The sequence below is a fragment of the Altererythrobacter chaiwopuensis genome, from assembly GCF_054957755.1.
The window spans coordinates 105073-126318 of record NZ_JBTXJG010000001.1 but is presented as its reverse complement, the minus strand read 5'-3'; the positions used below and the strand labels follow the sequence as shown (position 1 = coordinate 126318).

The window sequence follows — 21246 nt, the reverse complement described above, 5'->3', positions numbered from 1 at the left end:
AACACAGTAATGCGGGGCAGTGCGATGGCCGCTCGTGGGCAATCGCACTCGCGCATGGCCCCCAAAAAACCGCGCACTATCCTGCCAGCGCCTGCATCCGCTTGAGGTAGCGCGCCAGAACGTCGATCTCGAGATTGACCCTGTCGCCCGGCTTGAGCGCGCCCAGCGTGGTAACTTCGCTGGTGTGTGGAATGATGTTGAGCATGAAGGTGCAGCCCCCATCGCTTTCATCGGTGAGGTCATTGACCGTCAGCGACACGCCATGAACAGTGATCGACCCCTTGGGCGCGATGAAAGGGGCCAGCGAAGCGGGCGCGCGGATATCGATCTGCACGCTGCCACCTTGCGCCTCGGCGCGGGTCACTTCGCCCACGGCATCGACATGGCCGGTCACGATATGGCCGCCCAACTCGTCACCCATGCGCAAGGACGGCTCGATATTGAGCTGCGCGCCTTCCTCCCACATGCCGGGCACGGTGCGCGAGGTAGTCTCGCCCGAAACATCGACATCGAACCATGCCATATCCCGCTCAGCCTGAGCCTGTCGAAGGCCGCGATCGACGACCGTCAGGCAGACGCCGGAACAGGCGATCGAAGCGCCAATCTCGATCCGCGCGGGATCAAGCGGGGCGGTGATGCGCAGGCGCAGATCGCCGCGCTGCTCAGCCTTCGCGATGGTACCAATGGCGGTGACAATGCCGGTGAACATGCTATCTCCTATGCGCTGACGCGGCTGTAGGCGGCGAAAGTGTCGCTGCCAAGCTGGCACTGTTCGACAAGGCGCCATGGGCCATTTTCGGCGGCGAGCATTTCCGACGCAAGGCTTTCAGGTGCCTTCACGCCGGCGCCGATCGTGATAGGGGCGGTGTAGATCTCGAGCCGGTCGACCAGGCCAGCATCAAGGAAGGCTTCGGCGGTTGCGGCGCCGCCTTCGACATAGAGATATTGCACACCTTCAAGGTTGAAGATTGCTTCAGGTGAGGCAAGCGCCTGTGTGCCAGCGGGCGCCGGCCCCCGCGTCAACACAAAGCGTTCGGGTGAAAGGTGTTCGATCCCCTCCAGGCGCACGTCGAGCCGGGGTTCGTCGGCGCGCCAGGTGCCGCCGCCAACCAGGATCGCATCCTGCTGCGCCCGCCGGGCATGCACATGCGCACGGGCAATCTCGCCGGTGATCCACTGCTCCTTGCCCGGTTCGCGCGCAATGAAGCCGTCTGCCGACATGGCGAGCTTGAGCGTCACGAAGGGGCGGTGTTTTTCTTCACGGGTAAGGAACCCGGCCAGGCTTTCCCGCGCAGCAGGATCATCCAGCACGCTCACCGTGATCCCTGCGGCATCGAGCTGTGCGATACCTTTGCCGCTGGTGCGGGGATCAGGGTCTTTGACGCCGATCACGACGCGCGCCGGAGCTGCCAGGGTGAGGATTTCGGCGCAAGCAGGGCCGCGTTCGGACTGGTGCGCACAGGGCTCGAGCGTGACATATATTGTGGCACCCCGCGCGCCGCCTGAAGGCAGTTGGGCCAATGCATGCGCCTCTGCATGCGGGCGCCCGCCAGCCTGGGTCCAGCCGCGCGCGAGCACCACGCCGTCACGCAGGATCAGGCAACCGACAGCGGGGTTGGGGCGACTGATCGGGCGGGCACGCGCGGCAGCCCGCGCTGCCGCCCCCATCCATCGCGCGTCAACCGGCAATGCTGTTCAGTCCGAACCGCGAAAAGCAGCGTCAGCCGCGCCGGGCACCACGCGATTGTTCAGCACATTCTTGCGGAAAGCTTCGGCTTTGGCCTTCTCTCGCGCGCGCTCTGCCGCAGCCTGGCGCTCCATCGCCTCGACATCCATGCCGCTCGCTGCACCCAATGCGCGGTAAAGTTCGCGCTTGCGTTGCTCGGCCGCTTCGATCTGCGTCCGGCGTTCATCCTGCCGCTGCTGGTTGGCGAGGTTCGAGGCGAGGATTTCCTCGTCGCTGCGATCAGGGGCCAGGGTGGAGATATAGGTTACCTTGGGTCGGTCGGGCTCAACCAGCCGTTCTTCTGAATTAGCCCAGAGCAGGATCAAGATGATTGGCAGGGCCGAGGCAGCCAGTATCGGCCAGCGATAAGGCTGGGGCCGACGGAAATATTCCCACATATCCGCCATCCCAGGGCCGGGATTGTATCGTTGCAGCCTGCTCATGGCGGTAACATAGGACGCAGCGGCCCCCGATGCTAGAGGCAGTACGCCGCGGCGGGTTTGCGCAGTTCAGCCGAAGCTGGTGTAGAGCGTGCGGCCATGCTGCTTCAGCCAGCGGTCGGCCTGGCGGATGTCGCCTTCAAAGATTTCACCCAGCAGCGCGTGGAAGGCCGGGCTATGGTCGAAATGGACCAGGTGCGTCACTTCATGCGCTACAACCGACCGGCGCACAAAATCTGGAGCTTGCACCAGCCGCCAGTTGAGCCTGATGCGCTGCCGATCCGAGCAGCTGCCCCAGCGGCGCTGCGCACGTGAAAGCGCCACCGGAACAGGATCCAGCAGGGCAGCCGCGCAATAGTGCCGGGTATCCTGTTCGAACAGCGCCAGCGCCTCGCGTTCAAGCCAGCGCGCCAGCCGCCGTTCCATTGCTTCGGGCGGGCCGCCGATCAGCACTCGCGTATCGTCCAGTTGCGGGTGGCGGGGGGCATCCGCGCGCCAATCGACCTGCACTGGCGCGCCGCGATATATGATCACGCCGCCGGGACTGGGTGCGCGGCGTTCGGGCAGTTTGGCGAGTTGCGCTCCAAGCCAGTCACGCCGGGCATGGGCAAAGGCAATTGCCTCGCGGCTGCGTGCCCAACCGGGCAGGGTGATCTGCACTGCGCTGCCGTCTGCAGTCAGCCGCAGGGTCAGCCGCCGCGCACGCGCATGGCGCTTGAGCACGATCGGCAGCTTCCGCTCGCCCAGTTCGATCTCGGGCTCCAGCATTTCCTTGCGCAGCCAATCGATCATTCTGCGCCCCATTCCACGATATGGTGTTCAAGCGGCCCGGCCTTCGTCTCGCTGATGACGCGGCCTGCAACTGACACACCCGCGCGCTTCACCGCATCCGGATCACCCGACAGCAGGTAATGCCAATCGGGCAGAGGATCGCCATCCGCACGCAGGCGATATGCACAAGTAGCGGGCAACCAGGCGACTTCTTCCACGATCTTGAGCGTCAAACGCAGGCAATCTGGCACGAAGGCCTTGCGGTTGCGATAATCGGTACAGCGCGCGTTTTCGGTATCGAGCAGCCTGCAGGCGACATTGGTGTCGCTGATTTCTCCGGTATCTTCGTCCTCGATCTTGTGCAGGCAGCAGCGTCCGCAACCGTCGCACAGTGCTTCCCATTCCGCCCGGGTCAACTCGCCTAGCGGCAAGGTCCAGAACTGGTCTCTTACTTCACCCATTTCACCAGTTCTGCCGCAACTGCCTCTGCCCCCTGGTCGGTCGGCAGGGTAGCGATCGGCTCACCTTCGGGGCCGAACAGGTAGGTAATGGCCGAATGATTGACGAGATAGCCGCCGCCCGGTGTTTCCTCACCGCGCGAATAGAATACGCGGAAATTGTCAGCCGCCTGCTTGACCTGTTCGGGAGTTCCGGTGAGGCCGATCAGCTCGTCCGAGAAGGCGGCGGTGAATTCGCCGACAATTTCAGGCGTGTCGCGTTCAGGATCAACCGAAATGAAGATCGGCACAATCCTGGCGGTCAGCTCGGGCGCATCCTTGCCCAGCATGTTATAGGCTTGCATTATGCGCTGCACGTCGGTGGGGCAAATGTCGGGGCAATAGGTGAAGCCGAAATAGACGATCCGGTATTTGCCCTTGAAATCGTCCCAGCGTACGGTTTCGCCTGCTGAATTGACCAGTTCGAACGGCCCGCCAATGCTTGCGCCGGCCAGCGGAGCGTCGCTTGCCGGGGAGGGATTGTCGCAGCCGCTGAGCGCCAATGCGGCAGCGGCAAGTGGAACCCAGCGGGCGAAGCGGAATTTCTGGGGCATGGCATCTCGGTTCATGGTCTGCTAACCGGCGGTAATGGAAAGCCTTCAATGTAGGGTGTGACAGGGTTTTTGAAAGGATAACAGCGTGCCGCGTGCCGTTATGCGCAGGATAGCAATCATTGGTGCCTTGCTGGGTGCAATTGCGGCAACTCCGGTTGCAGCACAGATGTTCTCCGACGGCTTCGAGTTTCTCAAGGCTGTGAAAGACCGCGATGGAGACGCCGTAACCGAAGCCTTGAGCGAGCCAGGCACCACGATCATCAACTCGCGCGATATCACTTCGGGTGAAACCGCGCTGCATATCGTCACCCAGCGGCGCGATGCGCTTTGGATCCGCTTTCTGACCTCGCGCGGTGCCAATCCCAATATTCGCGACAAGAAGGGCATGTATCCGATCCAGCTTGCCGTGACGATGGGATTTGCGGAGGGTGTCGAGGCATTGATCAAGGCCGGAGCCGAGGTTGAAGTCACAGATAATTCAGGTGAAACCCCGCTGATCGCAGCGATTCATCGGCGTGATATTCCGCTGATTCGTCTGCTGCTGGCGAACGGCGCCAATCCTGACCGGGCCGACAATTCCGGACGCAGCGCGCGCGACTATGCCGGCCTGATGTCCGGCAATATTTCGATCATGGCAGAATTCGAGCGCGCCGATGCCGAGCGGGTGAAGAAGCAAGGCGAGGCGGGCAATTACGGGCCCAGTTACTGAGCGTGGGTGAGGCTGGGACCATAAATGGAATGGCTGAACTGACGCTGGATGAACTGCGCCTGGCGCTAGCGCCTGAAATCGCTGCCGCGGCGGTTTTCGACGGCTGGAGCGAAAGCGCGCTGCTTTATGCGGCAGATGCGGCGGATGTTGATCCGGATGTCGCCAGGCTCGCCTTTCCCGCCAAGGGCAGCACGCGCGCGATGGAAATGATCGAAGCCTGGATCGACACGATCGATATGGCGATGACGCAAGCGCTGCCGCCTGGAAAGCTCGCCACCATGAAGGTCAGAGAACGGATCAGGGTGCTGGTGCAATTCCGGCTTGATGCAGTTGACGGCATGGAAGAGGCGCTGCGCCGCGCGCTTGCCGTGATGGCACAACCGCGAAATGCGGCGCGCGCGCTCAAGGCCGGCTGGCACAGCGCCGACATCATGTGGCGGCTCGCAGGCGATACTGCGACCGACTATAACCACTATACCAAGCGCACTATCCTGGCTTCGATCTATGCCGCCACGCTGGCAGTGTTTGTTGACGATGAAAGCGAGGGCAAGGCTGACACGCGCGCCTTCCTTGACCGGCGGATCGAAGGGGTGATGCGGTTCGAAAAGGCCAAGGCCCGGCTGCTGGGCGGTGAGCGCGATCACTTCAGCGTCACACGCTTTCTTGGGCGCATGCGCTACCCTTCACGCTAGCCCTTATTGCGAATCGGTTGCAATTGTTCGCGAGGTCTGGCAGCGCGGCGCAATGACGCTCGATCAACTTCCGCGCGGCTTCAGCGCCACCATAACATCCATAGCCTGGGGCGACCTCGCCCCCGAAGAGGGGTTGCGACTGCGTGCGCTCGGGATAGATCAGGGCGCTCAAATCACCATGGTGCATTGCGGCGTGTTTGGCGGGAACGATCCACTGGCGATCACGCTTGGCCGGATGACAGTGGCGCTGCGCCGTGCGCATGCCGCCGCCATGCAGATCAGCACTGAGGGCTAAGGCGGTCGCAATGGAACCTAACCGCAAGATCGCGCTGGTCGGCAATCCCAATGCAGGCAAGAGTGCGCTGTTCAACGCGCTCACAGGTGCGCGGCAGAAAATCGCCAACTATCCGGGCGTTACCGTCGAACGGAAGGCCGGGCGGCTGATACTGCCTTCTGGTAAACAGGCGGAACTGATCGATCTGCCGGGCAGTTACGGCCTGGCTGAAACGGCCAGCCCGGACGAGGAAGTTACCCGCAAGGTTGTGTTGGGTGAATTCGAAAGCGAAGCCCAGCCCGATACTATCGTTATAGTGCTGGATGCGGCCAATCTCGAACAGCATCTGGTGTTCGCGCAGGAAGTGATTGCGTTGGGGCGCCCGACCGTGGTGGCGCTCAACATGGTTGATCTGGCCGAGCGCGACGGGCTGGTGCTCGATCCCGATGCCCTGGGCCATGCGCTGGGCGTGCCGGTGGTGCCCACCGTTGCAGTGCGGCGGCGCGGACTGGCGGAACTTCTTACCGCAATCGACCAGGCACAGCCCATCGCGCCGGGACATGAGGATGAGCGCCGGATCGGGCGCCTCACCCTGCCTGAACGCCGGTTTGCTGCCCGTAATATTACTGCCGCCGCGATCATTTCCGAAAGCACCACACATCGGCTTCACAACAGCCTCGATCGGGTCTTGCTCAACCCCTGGATCGGGCCGGTCATCCTGCTCGGCCTGCTGTTTGTGATTTTCCAGGCGGTGTTTGCCTGGGCAACACCCTTTGCCGATGCGCTTGACGCGGGAGCCGGAGCGCTGGGCGATGCGGTTCGCGCTGCCTTTCCCGAAAGCATCCTGCGCGATCTGGTGACCGAAGGGGTGATCGCGGGGGTAGGCTCAGTGGTGGTTTTCCTGCCGCAGATCGTGATCCTGTTCTTCTTCATCCTGGTGATGGAAGCATCGGGCTATATGGCGCGCGCCGCCTTCCTGATGGACCGTATGATGGCGGGCGTGGGCCTGTCAGGCCGCAGCTTCATTCCGCTGCTTTCCAGCTTTGCCTGCGCCATCCCCGGTATCATGGCAACGCGCAGCATCGCCGATCCGAAAGACCGGTTGACCACAATCCTGATTGCCCCGCTAATGACCTGTTCGGCGCGGCTGCCGGTATATCTGGTGATCATCGGAGCAGTAATACCCGATCGCCCGGTGGGTCCGTTTATCGGGTTGCAGGGGCTGGTGCTGTTCGGGCTCTATGTAGCGGGGATCGTGGGGGCGATGGCGGCGGCCCTATTGTTGCGCCGCACGGTTACGAAGGGGCGCGCAAGCGGCTTTATCATGGAACTGCCGCGTTATCAGTGGCCGATCCTGAAAGACCTTCTGATCGGCCTGTGGCAGCGTGCTTTCGTGTTTCTGCGCCGCGCGGGTACGATCATCTTTGCCGCCACCATTGTCCTGTGGCTGCTGCTGACCTTTCCCAAGGCGGACCCTGGCGAAAGCCAGCTTGATACGAGCTTTGCAGGCCAGATTGCCACGGCGATGCATCCAGCCTTCGAGCCGATCGGATTCAATCGCGAAATGACCCTGGCGTTGGTGCCGGCCATGGCTGCGCGCGAAGTGGCAGTTTCCTCGCTGGCAACGACCTATGCGGTCGACGCGGAGGACGAGGACCAGACGCTTGAGGCGCTGCGCGGCCGGATCGCCCAATTGTGGGGCCTGCCCACTGCGCTGGCCTTCCTCGCCTGGTTCGTGTTCGCGCCGCAGTGCATTTCCACCATCGCGGTTGCCCGGCGCGAAACAAACGGGTGGAAATGGCCCGCCTTCATGGTTGGGTATCTGTTCGCCCTCGCTTACGTTTTTGCCGGCCTGACATTCTGGACGGCCACTTCGTTGGGGCTTTGATCTCATTCCGGGCAAAACGTCGAATTCGTGTTTGCCTGTCAGACCGGCTGAGGCCTACATCCTTGCGGGAATCACATATCGGAGCGCGCCCGCACCGGGTTTGTTGGTGCGTCGGGACTTAAGCGAAGGAAGAATGCAATGGCCGGGTCACTCAACAAGGTAATGCTCATCGGGAACCTGGGCGCAGACCCGGAGATCCGCAGCTTCCAGAATGGGGGCAAGGTTGCCAATTTGCGTATCGCGACCAGTGAGACGTGGAAGGATCGCAATACCGGCGAGCGGCAGGAACGCACCGAATGGCACAATGTGGCGATCTTTTCCGAGGGGCTGGTGGGCGTGGTCGAGCGCTATCTGAAGAAGGGCAGCAAGGTCTATGTCGAAGGCCAGTTGCAGACCCGCAAGTGGCAGGACCAGAGCGGGCAGGACCGCTATACCACCGAAGTGGTGATCCGCGGCTTGAACGGCGGGCTGACCATGCTTGACGGTGCGAGCGGCGGCGGTGGCGGTGGCGGCGGCAATTACGGTGGTGGCAGCCGTTCGGGCGGTGGCTATGGCGGCGGCCAGAGTGGCGACCAGGGTTCGGGCGGCCAGGGTTCGGGCGGTGGATCGAACTATGACGATCTAGACGACGATATTCCTTTCTGAAGGGCGCGCTCGCGCGGCCATACCGATGTTGCAGGGCTTTATGGCGAAGCCTTATTCCTCAGTTCTGACCAGCACCGTCTCTCCCACCAGCAGGAAGAGGAAAAACGGGGCCCAGGCGGCGAGTAGCGGCGGATAGCCGCCGAAGCTGCCCATCGCCAGCGCGGCATTGTCGATCACGAAATAGGCAAAACCCAGCGCCATGCCGATAATCGCGCGCAGGAACAATTGGCCCGACCTGGCGAGCCCGAAAGCGGCGACTGCTCCCAACAAGGGCATCAGAAAGGCGGAGAGCGGGCCAGACAGCTTGTGCCACCATTTGGCGCGCAATTCTGCAGTGCGGCGGCCCACGGCCTCATAGGCATCGATCGATTGCGACAGGCGCCAAAAGGGTTCGGCATCGGGATCGACGGTGTCGAGCTCGATCTTGTCCGGGGTCAATTGCTTGCCAATCACCATCACCGGCTGTTGCCGTGTCTCAGCGGTACCGACATCGAAGCTGACTGTATCTTCGAGCCGCCATCCCGGGGCGGCGTAAGTGGCGGATTCGGCGCGCACCTGCTTGAGGATCATGCCGCTATCGCTGCGTTCGTACCAGGTGACATCGGCCATCCGGATATCGTTGCCAGTGCCGGTCATGGTGGCGGCAGCGAGAACGCTGGCGCCATCGGTGAGATACACATTCGCGCGCACACCCGAATCCTGCGGAACCGGCCCGTAATCGGCTGCCTCCCACGCCTTGAGCGTCGCGGTGGCGCGGGTTACCACCCGTTCGTTGAAACCAAAGCTCACCACCGACACGATCGCTGCGGTCAGCAGCAGCGGCGCCAGCACCTGGTGCGCGGATAGCCCGGCCGCCTTCATCGCGATCACTTCGCTGTTCTGGTTGAGTGTGACCAGCGTGATGATTGTTGCCAGCAGCACCGAATAAGGCAGGAAACGCGCCATCAGCTGGGGAATGCGCAAGGCGGCATAGGTTACCAGTTCGCCCTGGCCATTGCCTTCGGTCGCCAGAATGTCACCGCTGGTCGACAGCAGATCGAGCATCATCAGCACAAGCACCAACATCACCAGCACGGCCAGGATACGCACCACGAACATGCGGGCCAGGTAAAGCGTGAGTGTGCGCGACGGAAAGAATTCGAAGTGCATGGCTTGGATGCCTTATTCCGCCAGAGAGGTTTCGAATGCGGTTACCTGGCGCGACTGGCGCCGCTTGAACAGCTTGCGCAGCCGCTTGGCCAGCTTGGACGAAGCAGTCTCGAGCGCGCCGATTGCCTGGCCGCCGGGCACATGCGCCACGCGGTAGTACATCCACATGATCAGCAGGGCGAACAGCGCGAAGGGCACCCACAGCGCCAGGATCGGATCGAACCTGCCCAGCGCGGCGATGTCTTCCCCGTACTGGTTTACCTTGTGGTACGAAACCACCATGACGATCGACACGAATACACCCAGCGCGCTGGTCGATCGCTTGGGCGGAATCGCCAGCGCCACGGCCAGCAGCGGCATCAGCAGCATCATCACCACTTCGACCATGCGGAAATTGAAGCTCGCCTGGCTGGCGGCGCGCTTGGCACTGGGTTGTTCGTCATTCCACCCGATGCGCAGCAATTCGGGCAGGATGTATTCGCGTTCGGCATCGCCGCGCTCGCGGAACTCCTCTATGCGTGGAAGATCGATCGGCAGATCGTGCCGGGTAAAGCTGAGCACGCGCGGATTGCGGCCGCCTGCTTCCTGTACAATGGTGCCGTCGCTCAAGCGCAGGATGATGGTGTCGGGGCTGTCGCTGGTGGCCAGGAAGGCGCCTTCGCGGGCGGAAATAGACAGTACCTGGCCCTTGTCATTGGCCACGCGCGCAAAAATGCCCTTGAGCCGGCGTCCATCATCTTCGCTTTCCTCAATCCGCAGCGCCATCCGGTCTTTCAACGTGGTGAATTCGCCGACCTTGATCGAGGCGCCTAGCGCGCCCGATCGCAGCTCATACTCCATCTGCTCGTAATAATAGCGACTGATCGGCTGGATATAGAACACCAGCGCGACATTCAGCCCTACCAGCAGCAGCGTGATGACATAGGGTATGCGTAGCAAGCGGCCATATCCCAGCCCGACCGCGCGCAGCACGTCGAGCTCGCTCGAAATGGCGAGCTTGCGGAATGCAAGCAGCACGCCCAGCAGCAGCCCCAGCGGAATCGCCAGACTGGCATATTCGGGGATCAGCGCCCCCAGCATCTTGAACACGACCGAGATCGGCCCGCCTTCGACCGCGACGAAATCGAACAGCCGCAGCATCTTGTCCAGCAGCAGCAGCGATGCAGCCAGCGCAAACACACCCAGCATCGGCACCACCACGAGGCGCAGGATATAACGGTCAATGCTGGGTAGGAATTTGAGCACTGTTTCGCCGGATGTTTCGCTAACTGGTTATTATGGGGCTAACCCCTAGCGCGAAAATTGACCGCGGTCATGCCCTCAAGCGCGAATGTTCGGCGATCAGGCCTTTTCCAGCGTGCATTGCAGCGGGTGCTGGTTCTGCCGCGCGAAATCCATCACCTGATTGACCTTGGTTTCGGCCACTTCATAGGGGAAGATGCCGCACACGCCGACACCCTTCTGGTGGACATGCAGCATCACGCGGGTCGCCTGTTCCAGGTCCATCCCGAAAAAGCGCTTTAGCACCATCACCACGAATTCCATCGGAGTGTAGTCGTCATTGAGCATCAGAACCTTGTACTGGCTCGGCTTTTTTGGGCGCGCCTTGGTCTTGGTGGCGATGCCGGTTTCATTCTCGCTGCCGGAATCGCCGTCAGCCCCGTTCGCCATGGCAAAGCGGAGGCTGTAGCGCGCCGGTTCGGCGCAAGGGCGGGGTAATTCAGTCTGCATATGCTGATGCAATATCGTAAGCCTTGGCTGTAGCGCAAGAACAGAGCGCCAACGCCTTGGCGCCTGAAGGTTAAGGCTTTGCCAATTCACGCGGCACTGCGTGCGGATACGAAGTTCGGCGCGCAAGGAAAAGGGCCGGCCGGACAATAGTCCAACCGGCCCTTCGGGTTTCTGCCGGGAATGGGAGAGGAGAGAGACCCGGTCAGAACTCTGGATTTGATAAAAGGCTTAGGCAGCCTTCTTGAACTTCTCGGCTGCGAGGCTCATGCGGCTCGAAAGCGGCGCAAATGCGTCGTTGTAGAGCTTCACCAGCGCCTCGGTATTCTTCGAACCGAACGAAACGGCGGCATCGAAGTTGCGACGTGCCAGTTCACCCTGAAGCTGAAGCAGCTCGGTCGGCGACTTGACGGCAGCCATTTTCTTGAAATCTTCGGTAACGGTTTCAACCGCGCCCTTGGTCGCTTCCACCTGCTCGCGGCCCATGCTCTGGACGCCGGCAAAGAAGATCTTGCCCGATTCGACAACAGCATCAAGATTGCCCTTGCTGAATTCGGTTACTTCCGAAGCGAGCTCGCCCGACTTGGCGAAAGCGGTTTTCGCACGGGTCTGGACGTCAGCCAAAGCTTCCTTGGCGGTGGTGGTGAAATCGGTTTTCTTGGCAGTGGCCATGATTTTGTCCTTGATCTGAATGAGCGTGTTGGCAGGCGCTGCGGTTTTCGCGGCAGCCTTGACGGTTTTCTTGGGCGCAGCCTTCTTGGCGGCAACCTTCTTCGGAGCCACCTTTTTGGTGACGGCCTTCTTCGCGGTCTTTTTCTTGGCCGGGGCCTTTACCGCTTTTTTTACGGCGGCGGGCTTCACCGGCGCCTTGGGCGCGTCAGCCTCAACCGCCTTCTCGACGGTTGTTTCGCTCACACCCTTCTTTGCAGCTGCTTCAGCGTATGCTTTTTCTGCAGCGGCATCGATTTTTGATTTGGCTTCTTCTGCCATGGGAACCTCGCTTTATGTTGCAGTGCACAAAATAGGCATTGCAGCTCCGAAGTCAAGGATTTTTTGTGCACCGCACAATAAACCGGAAACGGGCTTTGGATTAATGCCTTAGCGCGTTTTCACATATCTGCCGGGGGCGTCTTCGATCACATGATCGCCTTTTCCGCCAGGCTTGCGCTTGCCGGTTGCGGGCACGCGCTTGTCATCCTGGCTTTCAAGCCATTCGAGCCAATGGGGCCACCAGCTGCCTGGGTGCTCGGTCGCGCCCGCGACAAATTCCTTGAGCGAACAGGCTTCGCTGTCACCGGTCCAGTACTGGTATTTGCCGGCGGACGGTGGGTTGACCACGCCCGCGATATGGCCCGAACCCGCCAGCACGAAGGTAAGCGGTCCCTTGAAGTGTTCGGTGATACGCCACACGCTTTGCGCGGGGGCGATATGATCCTCGCGCCCGGCCTGGACATAGCTGGGCGTTGTGACTTCGGTCAGGTCGATCGGCGTACCGTCCGCACTCAGTGCGCCGGGTACCACCAGCTTGTTGTCGCGATACAGGTCGCGCAGGTAATCGATGTGCCATTTGCCGGGCAGATTGGTGACATCGCCGTTCCAGTGCAGCAGGTCGAAAGCGGGATAATCTTCGCCCAGCAGGTAGTTGTTCACGACATAGTTCCAGATCAGGTCCTTGCCGCGCAGTGAATTGAAGGCTGCGGCGAGATACCGCCCGTCAAGATAGCCGTCGCTCGACAGGCCCTTGATCATCTCGAGCTGGCTGTCATCGATGAAAGATTTTAGCTCGCCCGCCTTCTCGAAATCGACCTGCGCTGTGAAAAACGTTGCGCTCTTCACCTTGTCTGCTTCGCCGCGCTTCGCCAGCACCGCCAGCGTGGCGGCCAGTGTGGTGCCCGCAACACAATAGCCGATGGTGTGGACGGAAGGCACCTTGAGCCGTTCGCGCACGGTGTCGATCGCATCGATCTGGGCGCGGATGTAATCGTCCCACACCACGTCCTTCATGCTCGCGTCGGCCGATTTCCAGCTTGCCACGAACACAGTGATCCCCTGGTCCACCGCCCATTTTATGAAACTTTTCTGGGGCGTCAGGTCGAGGATGTAAAAGCGGTTGATCCACGGCGGGAATATCACCAGCGGCACTTCCAGCACATCCGCGGTGGACGGGCTGTATTGCACCAGCTGGTAGAGCGCGGTTTCGTGCACGACTTTGCCCGGGGTGGCCGCCAGGTTCACGCCCAGTTCGAAAGCTTGGGCATCGGTGTGGGTCAGCTGGCCACGCTTCAGATCATTGATCAGATGGCGCATACCCTTGACGAGGTTATGGCCCCTGGTTTCGACCGTGCGTTTCAGCACCACGGGATTGGTGAAGATAAAATTGTCCGGGCTCATCGCTTCGACCAGCGCGGTGGTGGCAAACTCCAGTTGCTTGCGTTTTTCAGGCGCTATCCCTTCAGCCTGCTTCGCCGCGCCCACGAAATATTCCGCCATCATCAGATAGGTCTGGTGCAACAGCGCAAAGGCGGGATGAGCGCGCCATTCCTCGGCGGCAAAGCGCCGGTCCTTGCGCGGCAATGCATCAGCGGAGCCTTTCCCGCCTGCGCCTTCGCCGCCCAGGAAACTGCCCAACACACCTTGCCAGACTGCCATCGTGTCGGTGGCAAATTTCTGAGCTGTATCCATAGGCTCCCGCGGCATTTGCCTGGCCATGCCCTGCGCCAGAGTGAGCCATTGCGTCGGATCGAACGGGTTGGCCCCTTCTGGCTGGCCTTGCGTGCGCTCTGCCATGAATTTGAACCACATTGACTGGATCTCGCGCGCAGCCTGGGCAAATTCGCGCGCATCCGCCCCCAGTGCCGCGTCATCGCCAAGCCCGGGAAGTGCCATATCGCGCCCGGCGGGCATGAAATTGCCCATCAGCTCGCGCATGGCCTCGCCCTGCATATCGAAGAATGCGCGGAAGGGTTCGCCCTGGCTGCCCCACTTGTCATTGGCGTCATCGCCCATCGGCTGTTCGATCCTGTTTTTTCATGCTGCAATGCAGTATAGCAATATTGGCGTTTCAGTTCGACTACTATTAGCGTAGATTCGTATGCAATGGGCACAGCAATCGTGCATTGGCCCCTAGGAAGGACCCGGATGGATACCGATTTTTACCGCATGAAGCGCTTGCCGCCCTATGTCATCGCCGAAGTAAATGCGATGCGTGCAGCGGCCCGAGCGGCCGGTGAAGATATTATCGATCTGGGCATGGGCAATCCGGATCTTCCGCCGCCCCAGCATGTGATCGACAAGCTGTGCGAGGTGGCGCGCAAGCCCGATGCGCATGGTTATTCCCAGTCCAAGGGCATTCCGGGGCTGCGCCGGGCGCAGGCCAATTACTATGCCCGCCGTTTCGGCGTCGATCTCGATCCCGAGCGCGAGGTGGTGGTGACCATGGGATCGAAGGAAGGGCTGGCCAGCCTTGCCACGGCAATCACTGCGCCTGGCGATGTGGTGCTTGCTCCCAACCCCTCTTACCCGATTCACACATTCGGTTTCATCATAGCCGGGGCGACAATCCGTTCCGTGCCCACGACGCCAGACGAGGAATATTTCACCAGCCTTGAGAAGGCGATGGCCTTCACCGTGCCGCGCCCCAGCGTGCTGGTGGTGAATTATCCGTCGAACCCGACTGCGGAAGTGGTCGATCTGGCATTTTACGAACGGCTGGTTGACTGGGCGCGCGACAACAAGGTCTGGATCCTGTCCGACCTGGCCTATTCCGAGCTTTATTTTGACGGCAAGCCGACCCCCTCGATCATGCAGGTCAAGGGCGCGAAAGATGTCGCGGTCGAATTCACCAGCATGTCGAAAACCTATTCCATGGCAGGCTGGCGGATGGGTTTTGCTGTTGGCAACCAGCAGCTGATAGCGGCGATGACACGGGTGAAGAGCTATCTCGATTACGGTGCCTTCACCCCGATCCAGGCGGCCGCTTGCGCTGCGCTCAACGGCCCGCAGGATATCGTCGACAAGAACCGTGAGCTTTATCACAAGCGGCGCGATGTGATGGTTGAGGCATTCGGCCGCGCCGGGTGGGAAATTCCCGCGCCGCCAGCCTCGATGTTCGCTTGGGCTCCGCTGCCACCGGCGCTGGCCGATATGGGCAGTCTGGAATTTTCCAAGCAGCTTCTGACCGAGGCGAAGGTCGCGGTTGCGCCAGGTGTAGGCTATGGCGAGAAAGGCGAGGGGTTCGTGCGGATTGCGATGGTCGAGAATGAGCAGCGCCTGCGCCAGGCAGCGCGCAACATCCGCCGCTACCTTACCAGCCTGGGCGTCAACAGCTCGGCGGCTTGAGCATCGGATCAGCTGAAGGCGACTGTCAGTCGCGAAAATTCGGAGCCATTGCGGCAAGATCATGGTAGGGTCGCTGCCGTTTGGTCGTCCGCTGCGAATTGGAGTGATTGATGGGGGCCGCCCAACGGCGAACACTGACAAAGCGCCAGCTGGCTGTGCTTGAGCGAATCGACCGTCGGGTTCCGATCAAGGTCATCGCGCAAGAGCTCAATGTATCTGAAACCAGGATAAACCAGCATATCCGGGCGCTTAAGGATTTCTATCGGGTCGATAGCCTCAATGAGCTGGTCGAATGTTACCGCGAAGAATTTGGTGAAGAATTTACCGAGGAAAATGAGGAGCTTCGACTAGGCGCAACCCCACCTGAAGGGGGCTTGAGCGAATCTGCATACAGGAAAAATCAGCTCGCTGGGGGTGCCAACTCGCATGAAGATCAGCTCCGGGTCGATCCGGGCGAGATCGTGCTGAGCGATGTAATGCCGCTTGGCGGTCTGGTTCCATGGAAGATAATGGATGAGCCAAGGATCGTCCCCGGGGTGCTCGATGGCGACAATGCCGTCCTGCTTCGTCTGGCGGCGATCGCGGGGATCGCGTTTGCAATACTGGCAGCGGTCGTTCTTATGGTGACTGCCGCCCTGAGCCTGACCGAAGCGATGGATGGCAAGGCGGCCGTCCCCGAGGATTATTATCAGGCTGCTTGACGAGCGTGGCAGACCCGGAGACCGCTCATGTCTGACCGTATTTTCAATGACACCCGAAATCTCAAGAAGCTGGTTCGTGAAGCGGAAGCGCTGGCAGACGAATCCATGCTGGCCTTCGCCAAACTCAAGCAGGCGATGCTTGCCGCGCGACAGAATCCTGCGGTCGGGGTCGATGCCGGGCAGAAGGCACTGATGCGGCTGACTCAAGCCGAGCAGCAAGCCATGGCGATGTCGACCAGCCTTTTGCGGGTGCATGACGAACTGAGCAAGGTCGCCCATGTCTACGCCGCCGAAGACACAGGCGCGCCCACCGTGATTGAACCTTCGGCCATTGAAGAACGCACGCCCGTTCCGGCGTGATTGTACAAAGACCGATATGCTGAGCCTGGTTCTGGAATATCGCGCCGAGGCGCAATCGATCGCCGCCTGGATGATCTGCCTTGCGGCACTCGTTTGGGGTGGCGGACCGGAAAAGGCAATCGCCTTGACCTGGCTCGTACTCTTCAAAGGGCTCGATACCGTATATCGGGCGATCTGGGGCGCGCAGTTCAGTCATAACAATCTGGAAATATTGAGTGCGATCAACGATTTCATGGCACTGGTGGCCTTTGTCGTGATCGCACTCAACGCCAACCGGCTTTATGCCTTGTGGATCGCCGCCTTTCAGGTCCTGGCAATGCTTGCGCATGTGGTGAGGGAGCTGGTCGATCAGGTTAGCGCCATAGCCTATACGATCCTGGCCTTCGCGCCCGGTTATTTCCAACTGGGCCTGATGGCTGGCGGGTTGATCCTTCACGCCCGGCGCAAACGCCTGCATGGCGCCTATCGCGACTGGCGGCTGGGTAACCACGCGGCGGGCTGGCAACTGTTCCTTTCACGCTTCGAGTTTCGCGCATGATCACAGCCGATCTCGCCTGCGATCCCGATGCTGCGCCGTCGGCCCGGTTCGAACAGCTGGCAGCGCTCATCCGCTATCTGCAGGAAATATTTGCCACCGCGAACCTGGATGAAGAGCGCTTCCACGCGATCTTCCTCGACGGCGGGCGCGGTTATCTCGACGATTGCGTATTGGGCAGTGGGCAATCGGCACACCTGACGATCGAATTGCGCGAACTCTTCGCCCGGGCACTGGCGCTGGGTGCGCGCTTTCTCATCGTTGCGCACAACCACCCTTCGGGGAACTGTCGCCCGAGCGAAAGCGACATCCTTGCCACCAGGCGCGTGGCACAGATCGGCCGCGCGCTCGGCATAGAATTGCTCGATCACCTGATTCTTACCCGCGAGAAACTCTACTCGATGCGGGCAGGGGGAAGATTATGAGTTCATCCAGTGCCCGCCGCCTGCGGCCGGGCAATGAAGAGCTGATCCCGCGATTTATCGAGGTTGGCGACGTGACGCTCGACCTGTTCCATCGCGATGGCCGGGTTGATGATCGCTGGTTGCACCTGCACCCGCGCGAGTTCGAATTGCTGTGGCGGCTGGCACTGTCCCCCGGGCAGCCATTGACGCGCAAGCAGCTGTTGGCGGAAGTTTGGCGGATCAAGCAGGAACCGGGGACCAACAGCGTGGCAGTTCATGTGGCGCGGGTTCGCGGAAAGCTTGGCCAGTTCGGCCTGGGCTGGATGCTGGTGACCCATCCCGAAGGCGGATATTACCTTGATGCACCACCAGGCCCGAGCGTGTTTCGCTTTCGCGCGGCAAAGCCAAATGACAAGATCGCCTGAATCGGTAGCTGGACAGCCTGATCGTCATCGTCCAGTTTGAGCTGCAGCAGCAAATGCCACGAGGCGATATGACAATGCAGGACAATGACCGGGTTTCAATCGAGCTGGGCGCTGACGGCGTGGCCCAAGTGCGCTTCACTCGCGCTGACAAGATGAACGCGCTTGATCAGGCAATGTTTAACGCCATCATTGATGCAGGTCGCGCGCTTCACAAGATGAAGGGCCTGCGCGCAGTTGTCCTGTCAGGGGAAGGACGCGCGTTCTGCGCCGGGCTCGATCTGTCCAATTTCGCCCGAACGCCAAGCCCCGATGAGCCCGGACTGACCGAGCGTACCCACGGCAATTCCAACCGCGCCCAGCAGGCGGCGATGTTGTGGCGCAAGCTGCCAGTGCCGGTGATCGCCGCGGTTCACGGTGTGTGCTTCGGCGGCGGCTTGCAAATCGCCAGCGGGGCGGACATCCGCGTGGTCCATCCTGATACGCGTATGGCGATCATGGAGCTTAAATGGGGCCTTGTGCCGGACATGGGCGGATATGCGCTATGGCGCGGCCTGGTGCGTGACGATGTGCTGCGCGAACTGGTCTATACCAATCGCGAATTCACCGGAGCCGAGGCGCAGGGCCTTGGCCTTGCCACGCATGTGAGTGAAGATCCCCTGGCCAAGGCTACGGCGATCGCCAGCGAGATCGCCAATCGCAACCCGCATGCGATCCGCGCTGCCAAGCGGCTGCATGCCGGCATGGTTGAACGCGGCACCGATGCGATCCTGCTGGAAGAAAGTATCGAGCAGCATGCGATCATGCGTTCGAAGAACCAGGTTGAAGCGGTGATGGCGGGAATGGAAAAACGCAAGCCCAATTTCGAGGACGTCTAGCGATCCGCAAATGGCGCCGCGCAGGTCAGCCGAAAATCGCTACTGATTGTAGCCCGTCCAGTACCTGCTTGCCTTCGGTGTTCCACAAGCGCAGCCGCTCGGATGAATAGCCCTCGTCGGCATGCTGGCTGGCGTTTTCCGACAACCACCATCCGCCCCGGGTTGCAGGCGCGGTGTCGAGCAGGTTGAAGCTCCAGTTGATCGAACTGATCGGGCCTTGCCGCTGCATCGCGCGCATTGCCCCGGGCGGCAGGACATCACCCATCAACACCAGGCTGCTGATCGGATCTAGGCCTTCGGCGCTGGTCAACCGCGCCCAGCGCCTCACCACGGGCGTGCCGGGGCCGCTGAAATCCTGCGCGCGGCGCAGCTCGAAATTCTTGCGGATGAAGCCTGGGCCCTTGTCCGACATGGCACTGCCACTTTGTTCGGGCGGTGGGGGGAAATCCTCCGGAGGGGCTGCCGGGAAAATTGCGTTGGCTTGGCGTGCTACGCCGAACAGCAAGAATGCGGTCAGCGCAATCTGGCCATCGCAGCGAATCTCGCTGCGCACTTGCGCGACATTGCGGCCTTGGCGCACGATCTCGGCGTGCAGTTCCACCTGCTCGCCGACCGGCGCGACAAAGCCGATCTGCGCCGCGCGCAGTGGAGGCAGATCGGGGAAGGCACGAATCGCCTGAGTATAGGCGATCAGGGCAGACGCGCCGCCATAAAGCGTGCGCCCCTGCAGCCAGTCCTCGGCATCGGCCAGGGTCACGGTGCCGGTGCGGCCGGTAATCGGTTCAAGAAGTCTTGCAACGCTCATGCTGATCGTCCTGTCGATTTTCCGCGAGCGCGTCCAGACTGACGTTACGGAAGGCATCAATGCGATTGCCATTCGTGCGATGAATCGCTAGTGCGCCGCTTCCCGGCCCGAGAGGGCGGGGCGAGGCCCGATGGCGGAGTGGTTACGCAGAGGACTGCAAATCCTTGCACGCCGGTTCGATTCCGGCTCGGGCCTCCACTTCATTTGGCGCATGATGGCGTTGCGGCAAGGCTGCGAGGCGATTATGGGCCGGATGGGAGAGTGCCGCTTTAGCTCAGTTGGTAGAGCACATCATTCGTAATGATGGGGCCAGGTGTTCGAGTCACCTAAGCGGCACCACCCAGTCCTGACATCGCCGGAAGCAGCAGGCGATCCGCGCCGCCCGCTTCCGTGCAGATCAAAGCCGGCTGTCCGAGAGCGCCGAATAGATCAGGGTCTTGAGCTGGCGCCTTATGGGATAGGTGCTGGAGGGATAGACCTGCGTCATGAAAACGCATGTGATGCCTTCCAGCGGATCGACGAAGAAGGCGGTGGAATAGGCGCCGCCCCAATAGAATTCACCGGGGCTTGACGGGATCAGCGTCTTGGCAGGGTCGATCACCATGGCGAAACCGAGGCCGAATCCGGTTCCGGCATTATTGCTTTCGGAAAACAGGCTGCGTGACATTTCGGTAAGGTCTGCCCCGCCGGGCAAATGGTTCGTCCGCATCAACCGCAGGGTCTTGGGGCTGATGATGCGCGCACCGTCCAGTTCGCCGTTCCCTAGCAGCATGCTGGTGAAGCGGTGATAGTCGGCAATGGTGCCGCACAGCCCGCCGCCGCCGCTGTCGAACCGCCCGGGCCCGGTGAGTTTGCTGGCCGGGCCGGCATCGATCATCGCGGGCGGCTCGCCTGGCCGGTATTGATAGGCATCGACCAGCCGTTGCTGCTGCCCGGAGCCGACGCCAAAAGCCGTGTCGGTCATTCCCAGCGGGCCAAAGATATGCTCGCGGAAATAATCTCCCAGCCGCATGCCGCTGATCCGTTCGACACAGATGCCCAACACATCGGTAGCGACCGAATAGTTCCAGCCTTGCCCCGGCGCGAATTCGAGCGGCAGATCGGCAAGAATGCGGATGAATTCGTCGGAGCTGTGGCGGCTGCGGGCGAAATCGAGATTATGTTCGCGATAGATCGCATCGATATTGGTGCGGTTCTGCAATCCGTATGTGAGGCCTGACATGTGGGTCATCAGGTCAACGAAGCGCATGGCCGGGGCCGGTTGTCCGGGCGCGAAGGGAATGCCGCCCCCGCCGCCGCCATAGACCTTGAGTTTGCCGAATTCGGGCAGGACCTTGGTTACCGGTTCTTCCAGTGCCACCTTGCACTGCTCGACCAGTTGCATGAATGCGATCGAGGTGACCGGCTTGGTCATCGATGCGATGCGGAAGATCGCGTTATCCCGCAGCCTCTCGCGGTCTTCCCCCATGCGGCCGCGTGCATCGTAGTAGACCGGCTGGCCATCACGGGCGACCACCAGCTGGGTCATCGGCAGGCGGTCACTATCGAGATAGTTTTGCTGCAGGAACGGGCCGATCCGATCAAGCCGATCCGGGTCAAAGCCGAGCGCGGCGGGATCGGTGCAAGCAAAAGGACTGGTCATGAAAGCTCCCCGATGACGGTGGGTGTTGGCGTAGGCTGCCAGCGAAGTGCTGCGCACCTGGCATCCCGACAACCCTTAGACACAGCGA

The 21246-nt window shown here is 61.2% G+C and carries 26 protein-coding genes and 2 tRNA genes; 15 read left to right on the top strand and 13 right to left on the bottom strand.

The genetic code is table 11. The features are described from left to right. Positions 1-76: 76 nt before the first annotated feature. The 6 genes from ACX2DJ_RS00695 to ACX2DJ_RS00670 all read right to left on the bottom strand — a co-directional run bounded on the left by ACX2DJ_RS00695 (position 77) and on the right by ACX2DJ_RS00670 (position 4003). Positions 77-709 (bottom strand): riboflavin synthase, encoded by a 633-nt coding sequence (locus tag ACX2DJ_RS00695; protein WP_462570416.1) that lies wholly within the window; start codon positions 707-709, stop codon positions 77-79. Between the two features lie 8 nt (positions 710-717). Beyond that, the gene (ribD, locus tag ACX2DJ_RS00690) at positions 718-1668 is read right to left on the bottom strand and encodes a bifunctional diaminohydroxyphosphoribosylaminopyrimidine deaminase/5-amino-6-(5-phosphoribosylamino)uracil reductase RibD (RefSeq protein ID WP_462570415.1); all 951 of its coding nucleotides are present in this window, start codon (positions 1666-1668) and stop codon (positions 718-720) included. Positions 1669-1695: 27 nt separating this feature from the next. Beyond that, entirely contained in the window at positions 1696-2169 is a 474-nt protein-coding gene (locus ACX2DJ_RS00685; protein WP_462570414.1) for a hypothetical protein, read from the bottom strand. A gap of 66 nt (positions 2170-2235) precedes the next feature. Then, complete coding sequence (locus ACX2DJ_RS00680) at positions 2236-2958, bottom strand: M48 family metallopeptidase (protein WP_462570413.1); 723 nt, start codon at positions 2956-2958, stop codon at positions 2236-2238. Beyond that, positions 2955-3398, bottom strand: coding sequence for a YcgN family cysteine cluster protein (locus ACX2DJ_RS00675; RefSeq protein WP_462570412.1), 444 nt, complete (start codon positions 3396-3398; stop codon positions 2955-2957). Before ACX2DJ_RS00675 ends, ACX2DJ_RS00680 begins: the two co-directional genes overlap by 4 nt. Continuing rightward, complete coding sequence (locus ACX2DJ_RS00670) at positions 3386-4003, bottom strand: SCO family protein (protein WP_462570411.1); 618 nt, start codon at positions 4001-4003, stop codon at positions 3386-3388. The genes ACX2DJ_RS00675 and ACX2DJ_RS00670 overlap by 13 nt, the downstream gene beginning before the upstream one ends. A 70-nt stretch (positions 4004-4073) precedes the next feature. Here ACX2DJ_RS00670 and ACX2DJ_RS00665 point away from each other — a divergent pair, with 70 nt between their 5' ends. From ACX2DJ_RS00665 to ssb, 5 genes are all read left to right on the top strand, one after another. Beyond that, a complete protein-coding gene (locus tag ACX2DJ_RS00665; RefSeq protein ID WP_462570410.1) occupies positions 4074-4697 on the top strand; it encodes an ankyrin repeat domain-containing protein in 624 nt (207 codons plus the stop codon). A 29-nt stretch (positions 4698-4726) separates the two neighbouring features. Continuing rightward, positions 4727-5389: a COQ9 family protein gene (locus ACX2DJ_RS00660; protein WP_462570409.1), complete on the top strand. Its 663-nt coding sequence runs from the start codon at positions 4727-4729 to the stop codon at positions 5387-5389. A gap of 52 nt (positions 5390-5441) precedes the next feature. Continuing rightward, entirely contained in the window at positions 5442-5684 is a 243-nt protein-coding gene (locus ACX2DJ_RS00655) for a FeoA family protein (RefSeq protein WP_462570408.1), read from the top strand. 10 nt (positions 5685-5694) lie between these two features. After that, the gene (gene feoB, locus ACX2DJ_RS00650) at positions 5695-7551 is read left to right on the top strand and encodes a ferrous iron transporter B (protein ID WP_462570406.1); all 1857 of its coding nucleotides are present in this window, start codon (positions 5695-5697) and stop codon (positions 7549-7551) included. Positions 7552-7689: 138 nt separating this feature from the next. After that, positions 7690-8196: a single-stranded DNA-binding protein gene (ssb, locus tag ACX2DJ_RS00645; protein WP_462570405.1), complete on the top strand. Its 507-nt coding sequence runs from the start codon at positions 7690-7692 to the stop codon at positions 8194-8196. A gap of 51 nt (positions 8197-8247) precedes the next feature. Here the strand turns inward: ssb and lptG are convergent, their stop codons facing one another. The 4 genes from lptG to ACX2DJ_RS00625 form a co-directional block, all read right to left on the bottom strand. After that, complete coding sequence (lptG, locus tag ACX2DJ_RS00640) at positions 8248-9345, bottom strand: LPS export ABC transporter permease LptG (protein ID WP_462570404.1); 1098 nt, start codon at positions 9343-9345, stop codon at positions 8248-8250. 12 nt (positions 9346-9357) lie between these two features. Further along, positions 9358-10590: an LPS export ABC transporter permease LptF gene (lptF, locus tag ACX2DJ_RS00635; protein WP_462570403.1), complete on the bottom strand. Its 1233-nt coding sequence runs from the start codon at positions 10588-10590 to the stop codon at positions 9358-9360. Positions 10591-10686: 96 nt separating this feature from the next. Next, the gene (gene clpS / locus ACX2DJ_RS00630) at positions 10687-11016 is read right to left on the bottom strand and encodes an ATP-dependent Clp protease adapter ClpS (RefSeq protein ID WP_462572515.1); all 330 of its coding nucleotides are present in this window, start codon (positions 11014-11016) and stop codon (positions 10687-10689) included. A 288-nt stretch (positions 11017-11304) separates the two neighbouring features. Then, positions 11305-11745 carry a phasin family protein gene (locus ACX2DJ_RS00625; protein ID WP_462570402.1) on the bottom strand — a complete coding sequence of 147 codons (441 nt, stop codon included), beginning with the start codon at positions 11743-11745 and terminating at the stop codon, positions 11305-11307. A 19-nt stretch (positions 11746-11764) separates the two neighbouring features. On the opposite strand from ACX2DJ_RS00625, the gene ACX2DJ_RS00620 reads away from it, so the two are divergent. Next, a complete protein-coding gene (locus ACX2DJ_RS00620) occupies positions 11765-12175 on the top strand; it encodes a hypothetical protein (RefSeq protein ID WP_462570401.1) in 411 nt (136 codons plus the stop codon). Here the strand turns inward: ACX2DJ_RS00620 and ACX2DJ_RS00615 are convergent. Beyond that, complete coding sequence (locus ACX2DJ_RS00615; protein ID WP_462570400.1) at positions 12172-14079, bottom strand: PHA/PHB synthase family protein; 1908 nt, start codon at positions 14077-14079, stop codon at positions 12172-12174. The genes ACX2DJ_RS00620 and ACX2DJ_RS00615 overlap by 4 nt on opposite strands. Positions 14080-14211: 132 nt before the next feature. Between ACX2DJ_RS00615 and ACX2DJ_RS00610 the strand changes: the two genes are divergently transcribed. The 7 genes from ACX2DJ_RS00610 (at position 14212) to ACX2DJ_RS00580 (ending at position 18711) form a co-directional block, all read left to right on the top strand. Beyond that, on the top strand, positions 14212-15411 hold the full coding sequence (locus ACX2DJ_RS00610; RefSeq protein WP_462570399.1) for an LL-diaminopimelate aminotransferase: 1200 nt from the start codon (positions 14212-14214) through the stop codon (positions 15409-15411). Between the two features lie 110 nt (positions 15412-15521). Then, entirely contained in the window at positions 15522-16112 is a 591-nt protein-coding gene (locus ACX2DJ_RS00605; protein WP_462572514.1) for a helix-turn-helix domain-containing protein, read from the top strand. Positions 16113-16139: 27 nt separating this feature from the next. Continuing rightward, positions 16140-16472, top strand: coding sequence for a hypothetical protein (locus ACX2DJ_RS00600; protein ID WP_462570398.1), 333 nt, complete (start codon positions 16140-16142; stop codon positions 16470-16472). Between the two features lie 16 nt (positions 16473-16488). Next, positions 16489-17010, top strand: coding sequence for a hypothetical protein (locus ACX2DJ_RS00595; RefSeq protein WP_462570397.1), 522 nt, complete (start codon positions 16489-16491; stop codon positions 17008-17010). Beyond that, positions 17007-17432, top strand: coding sequence for a JAB domain-containing protein (locus tag ACX2DJ_RS00590; RefSeq protein WP_462570396.1), 426 nt, complete (start codon positions 17007-17009; stop codon positions 17430-17432). The genes ACX2DJ_RS00595 and ACX2DJ_RS00590 overlap by 4 nt, the downstream gene beginning before the upstream one ends. Continuing rightward, positions 17429-17836 carry a winged helix-turn-helix domain-containing protein gene (locus ACX2DJ_RS00585; RefSeq protein ID WP_462570394.1) on the top strand — a complete coding sequence of 136 codons (408 nt, stop codon included), beginning with the start codon at positions 17429-17431 and terminating at the stop codon, positions 17834-17836. The genes ACX2DJ_RS00590 and ACX2DJ_RS00585 overlap by 4 nt, the downstream gene beginning before the upstream one ends. Before the next feature lie 68 nt (positions 17837-17904). Then, positions 17905-18711, top strand: coding sequence for a crotonase/enoyl-CoA hydratase family protein (locus tag ACX2DJ_RS00580; RefSeq protein ID WP_462570393.1), 807 nt, complete (start codon positions 17905-17907; stop codon positions 18709-18711). Positions 18712-18736: 25 nt separating this feature from the next. On the opposite strand, the gene ACX2DJ_RS00575 is transcribed toward ACX2DJ_RS00580, so the two are convergent. After that, positions 18737-19516 carry a thioesterase family protein gene (locus ACX2DJ_RS00575; protein WP_462570391.1) on the bottom strand — a complete coding sequence of 260 codons (780 nt, stop codon included), beginning with the start codon at positions 19514-19516 and terminating at the stop codon, positions 18737-18739. A gap of 124 nt (positions 19517-19640) precedes the next feature. On the opposite strand from ACX2DJ_RS00575, the gene ACX2DJ_RS00570 reads away from it, so the two are divergent. After that, positions 19641-19714 (top strand) — tRNA-Cys (locus tag ACX2DJ_RS00570). Between the two features lie 65 nt (positions 19715-19779). Then, positions 19780-19855 (top strand) — tRNA-Thr (locus ACX2DJ_RS00565). Positions 19856-19913: 58 nt separating this feature from the next. Here the strand turns inward: ACX2DJ_RS00565 and ACX2DJ_RS00560 are convergent. Beyond that, positions 19914-21158 carry a serine hydrolase domain-containing protein gene (locus tag ACX2DJ_RS00560; protein ID WP_462570389.1) on the bottom strand — a complete coding sequence of 415 codons (1245 nt, stop codon included), beginning with the start codon at positions 21156-21158 and terminating at the stop codon, positions 19914-19916. Between the last annotated feature and the right edge of the window lie 88 nt (positions 21159-21246).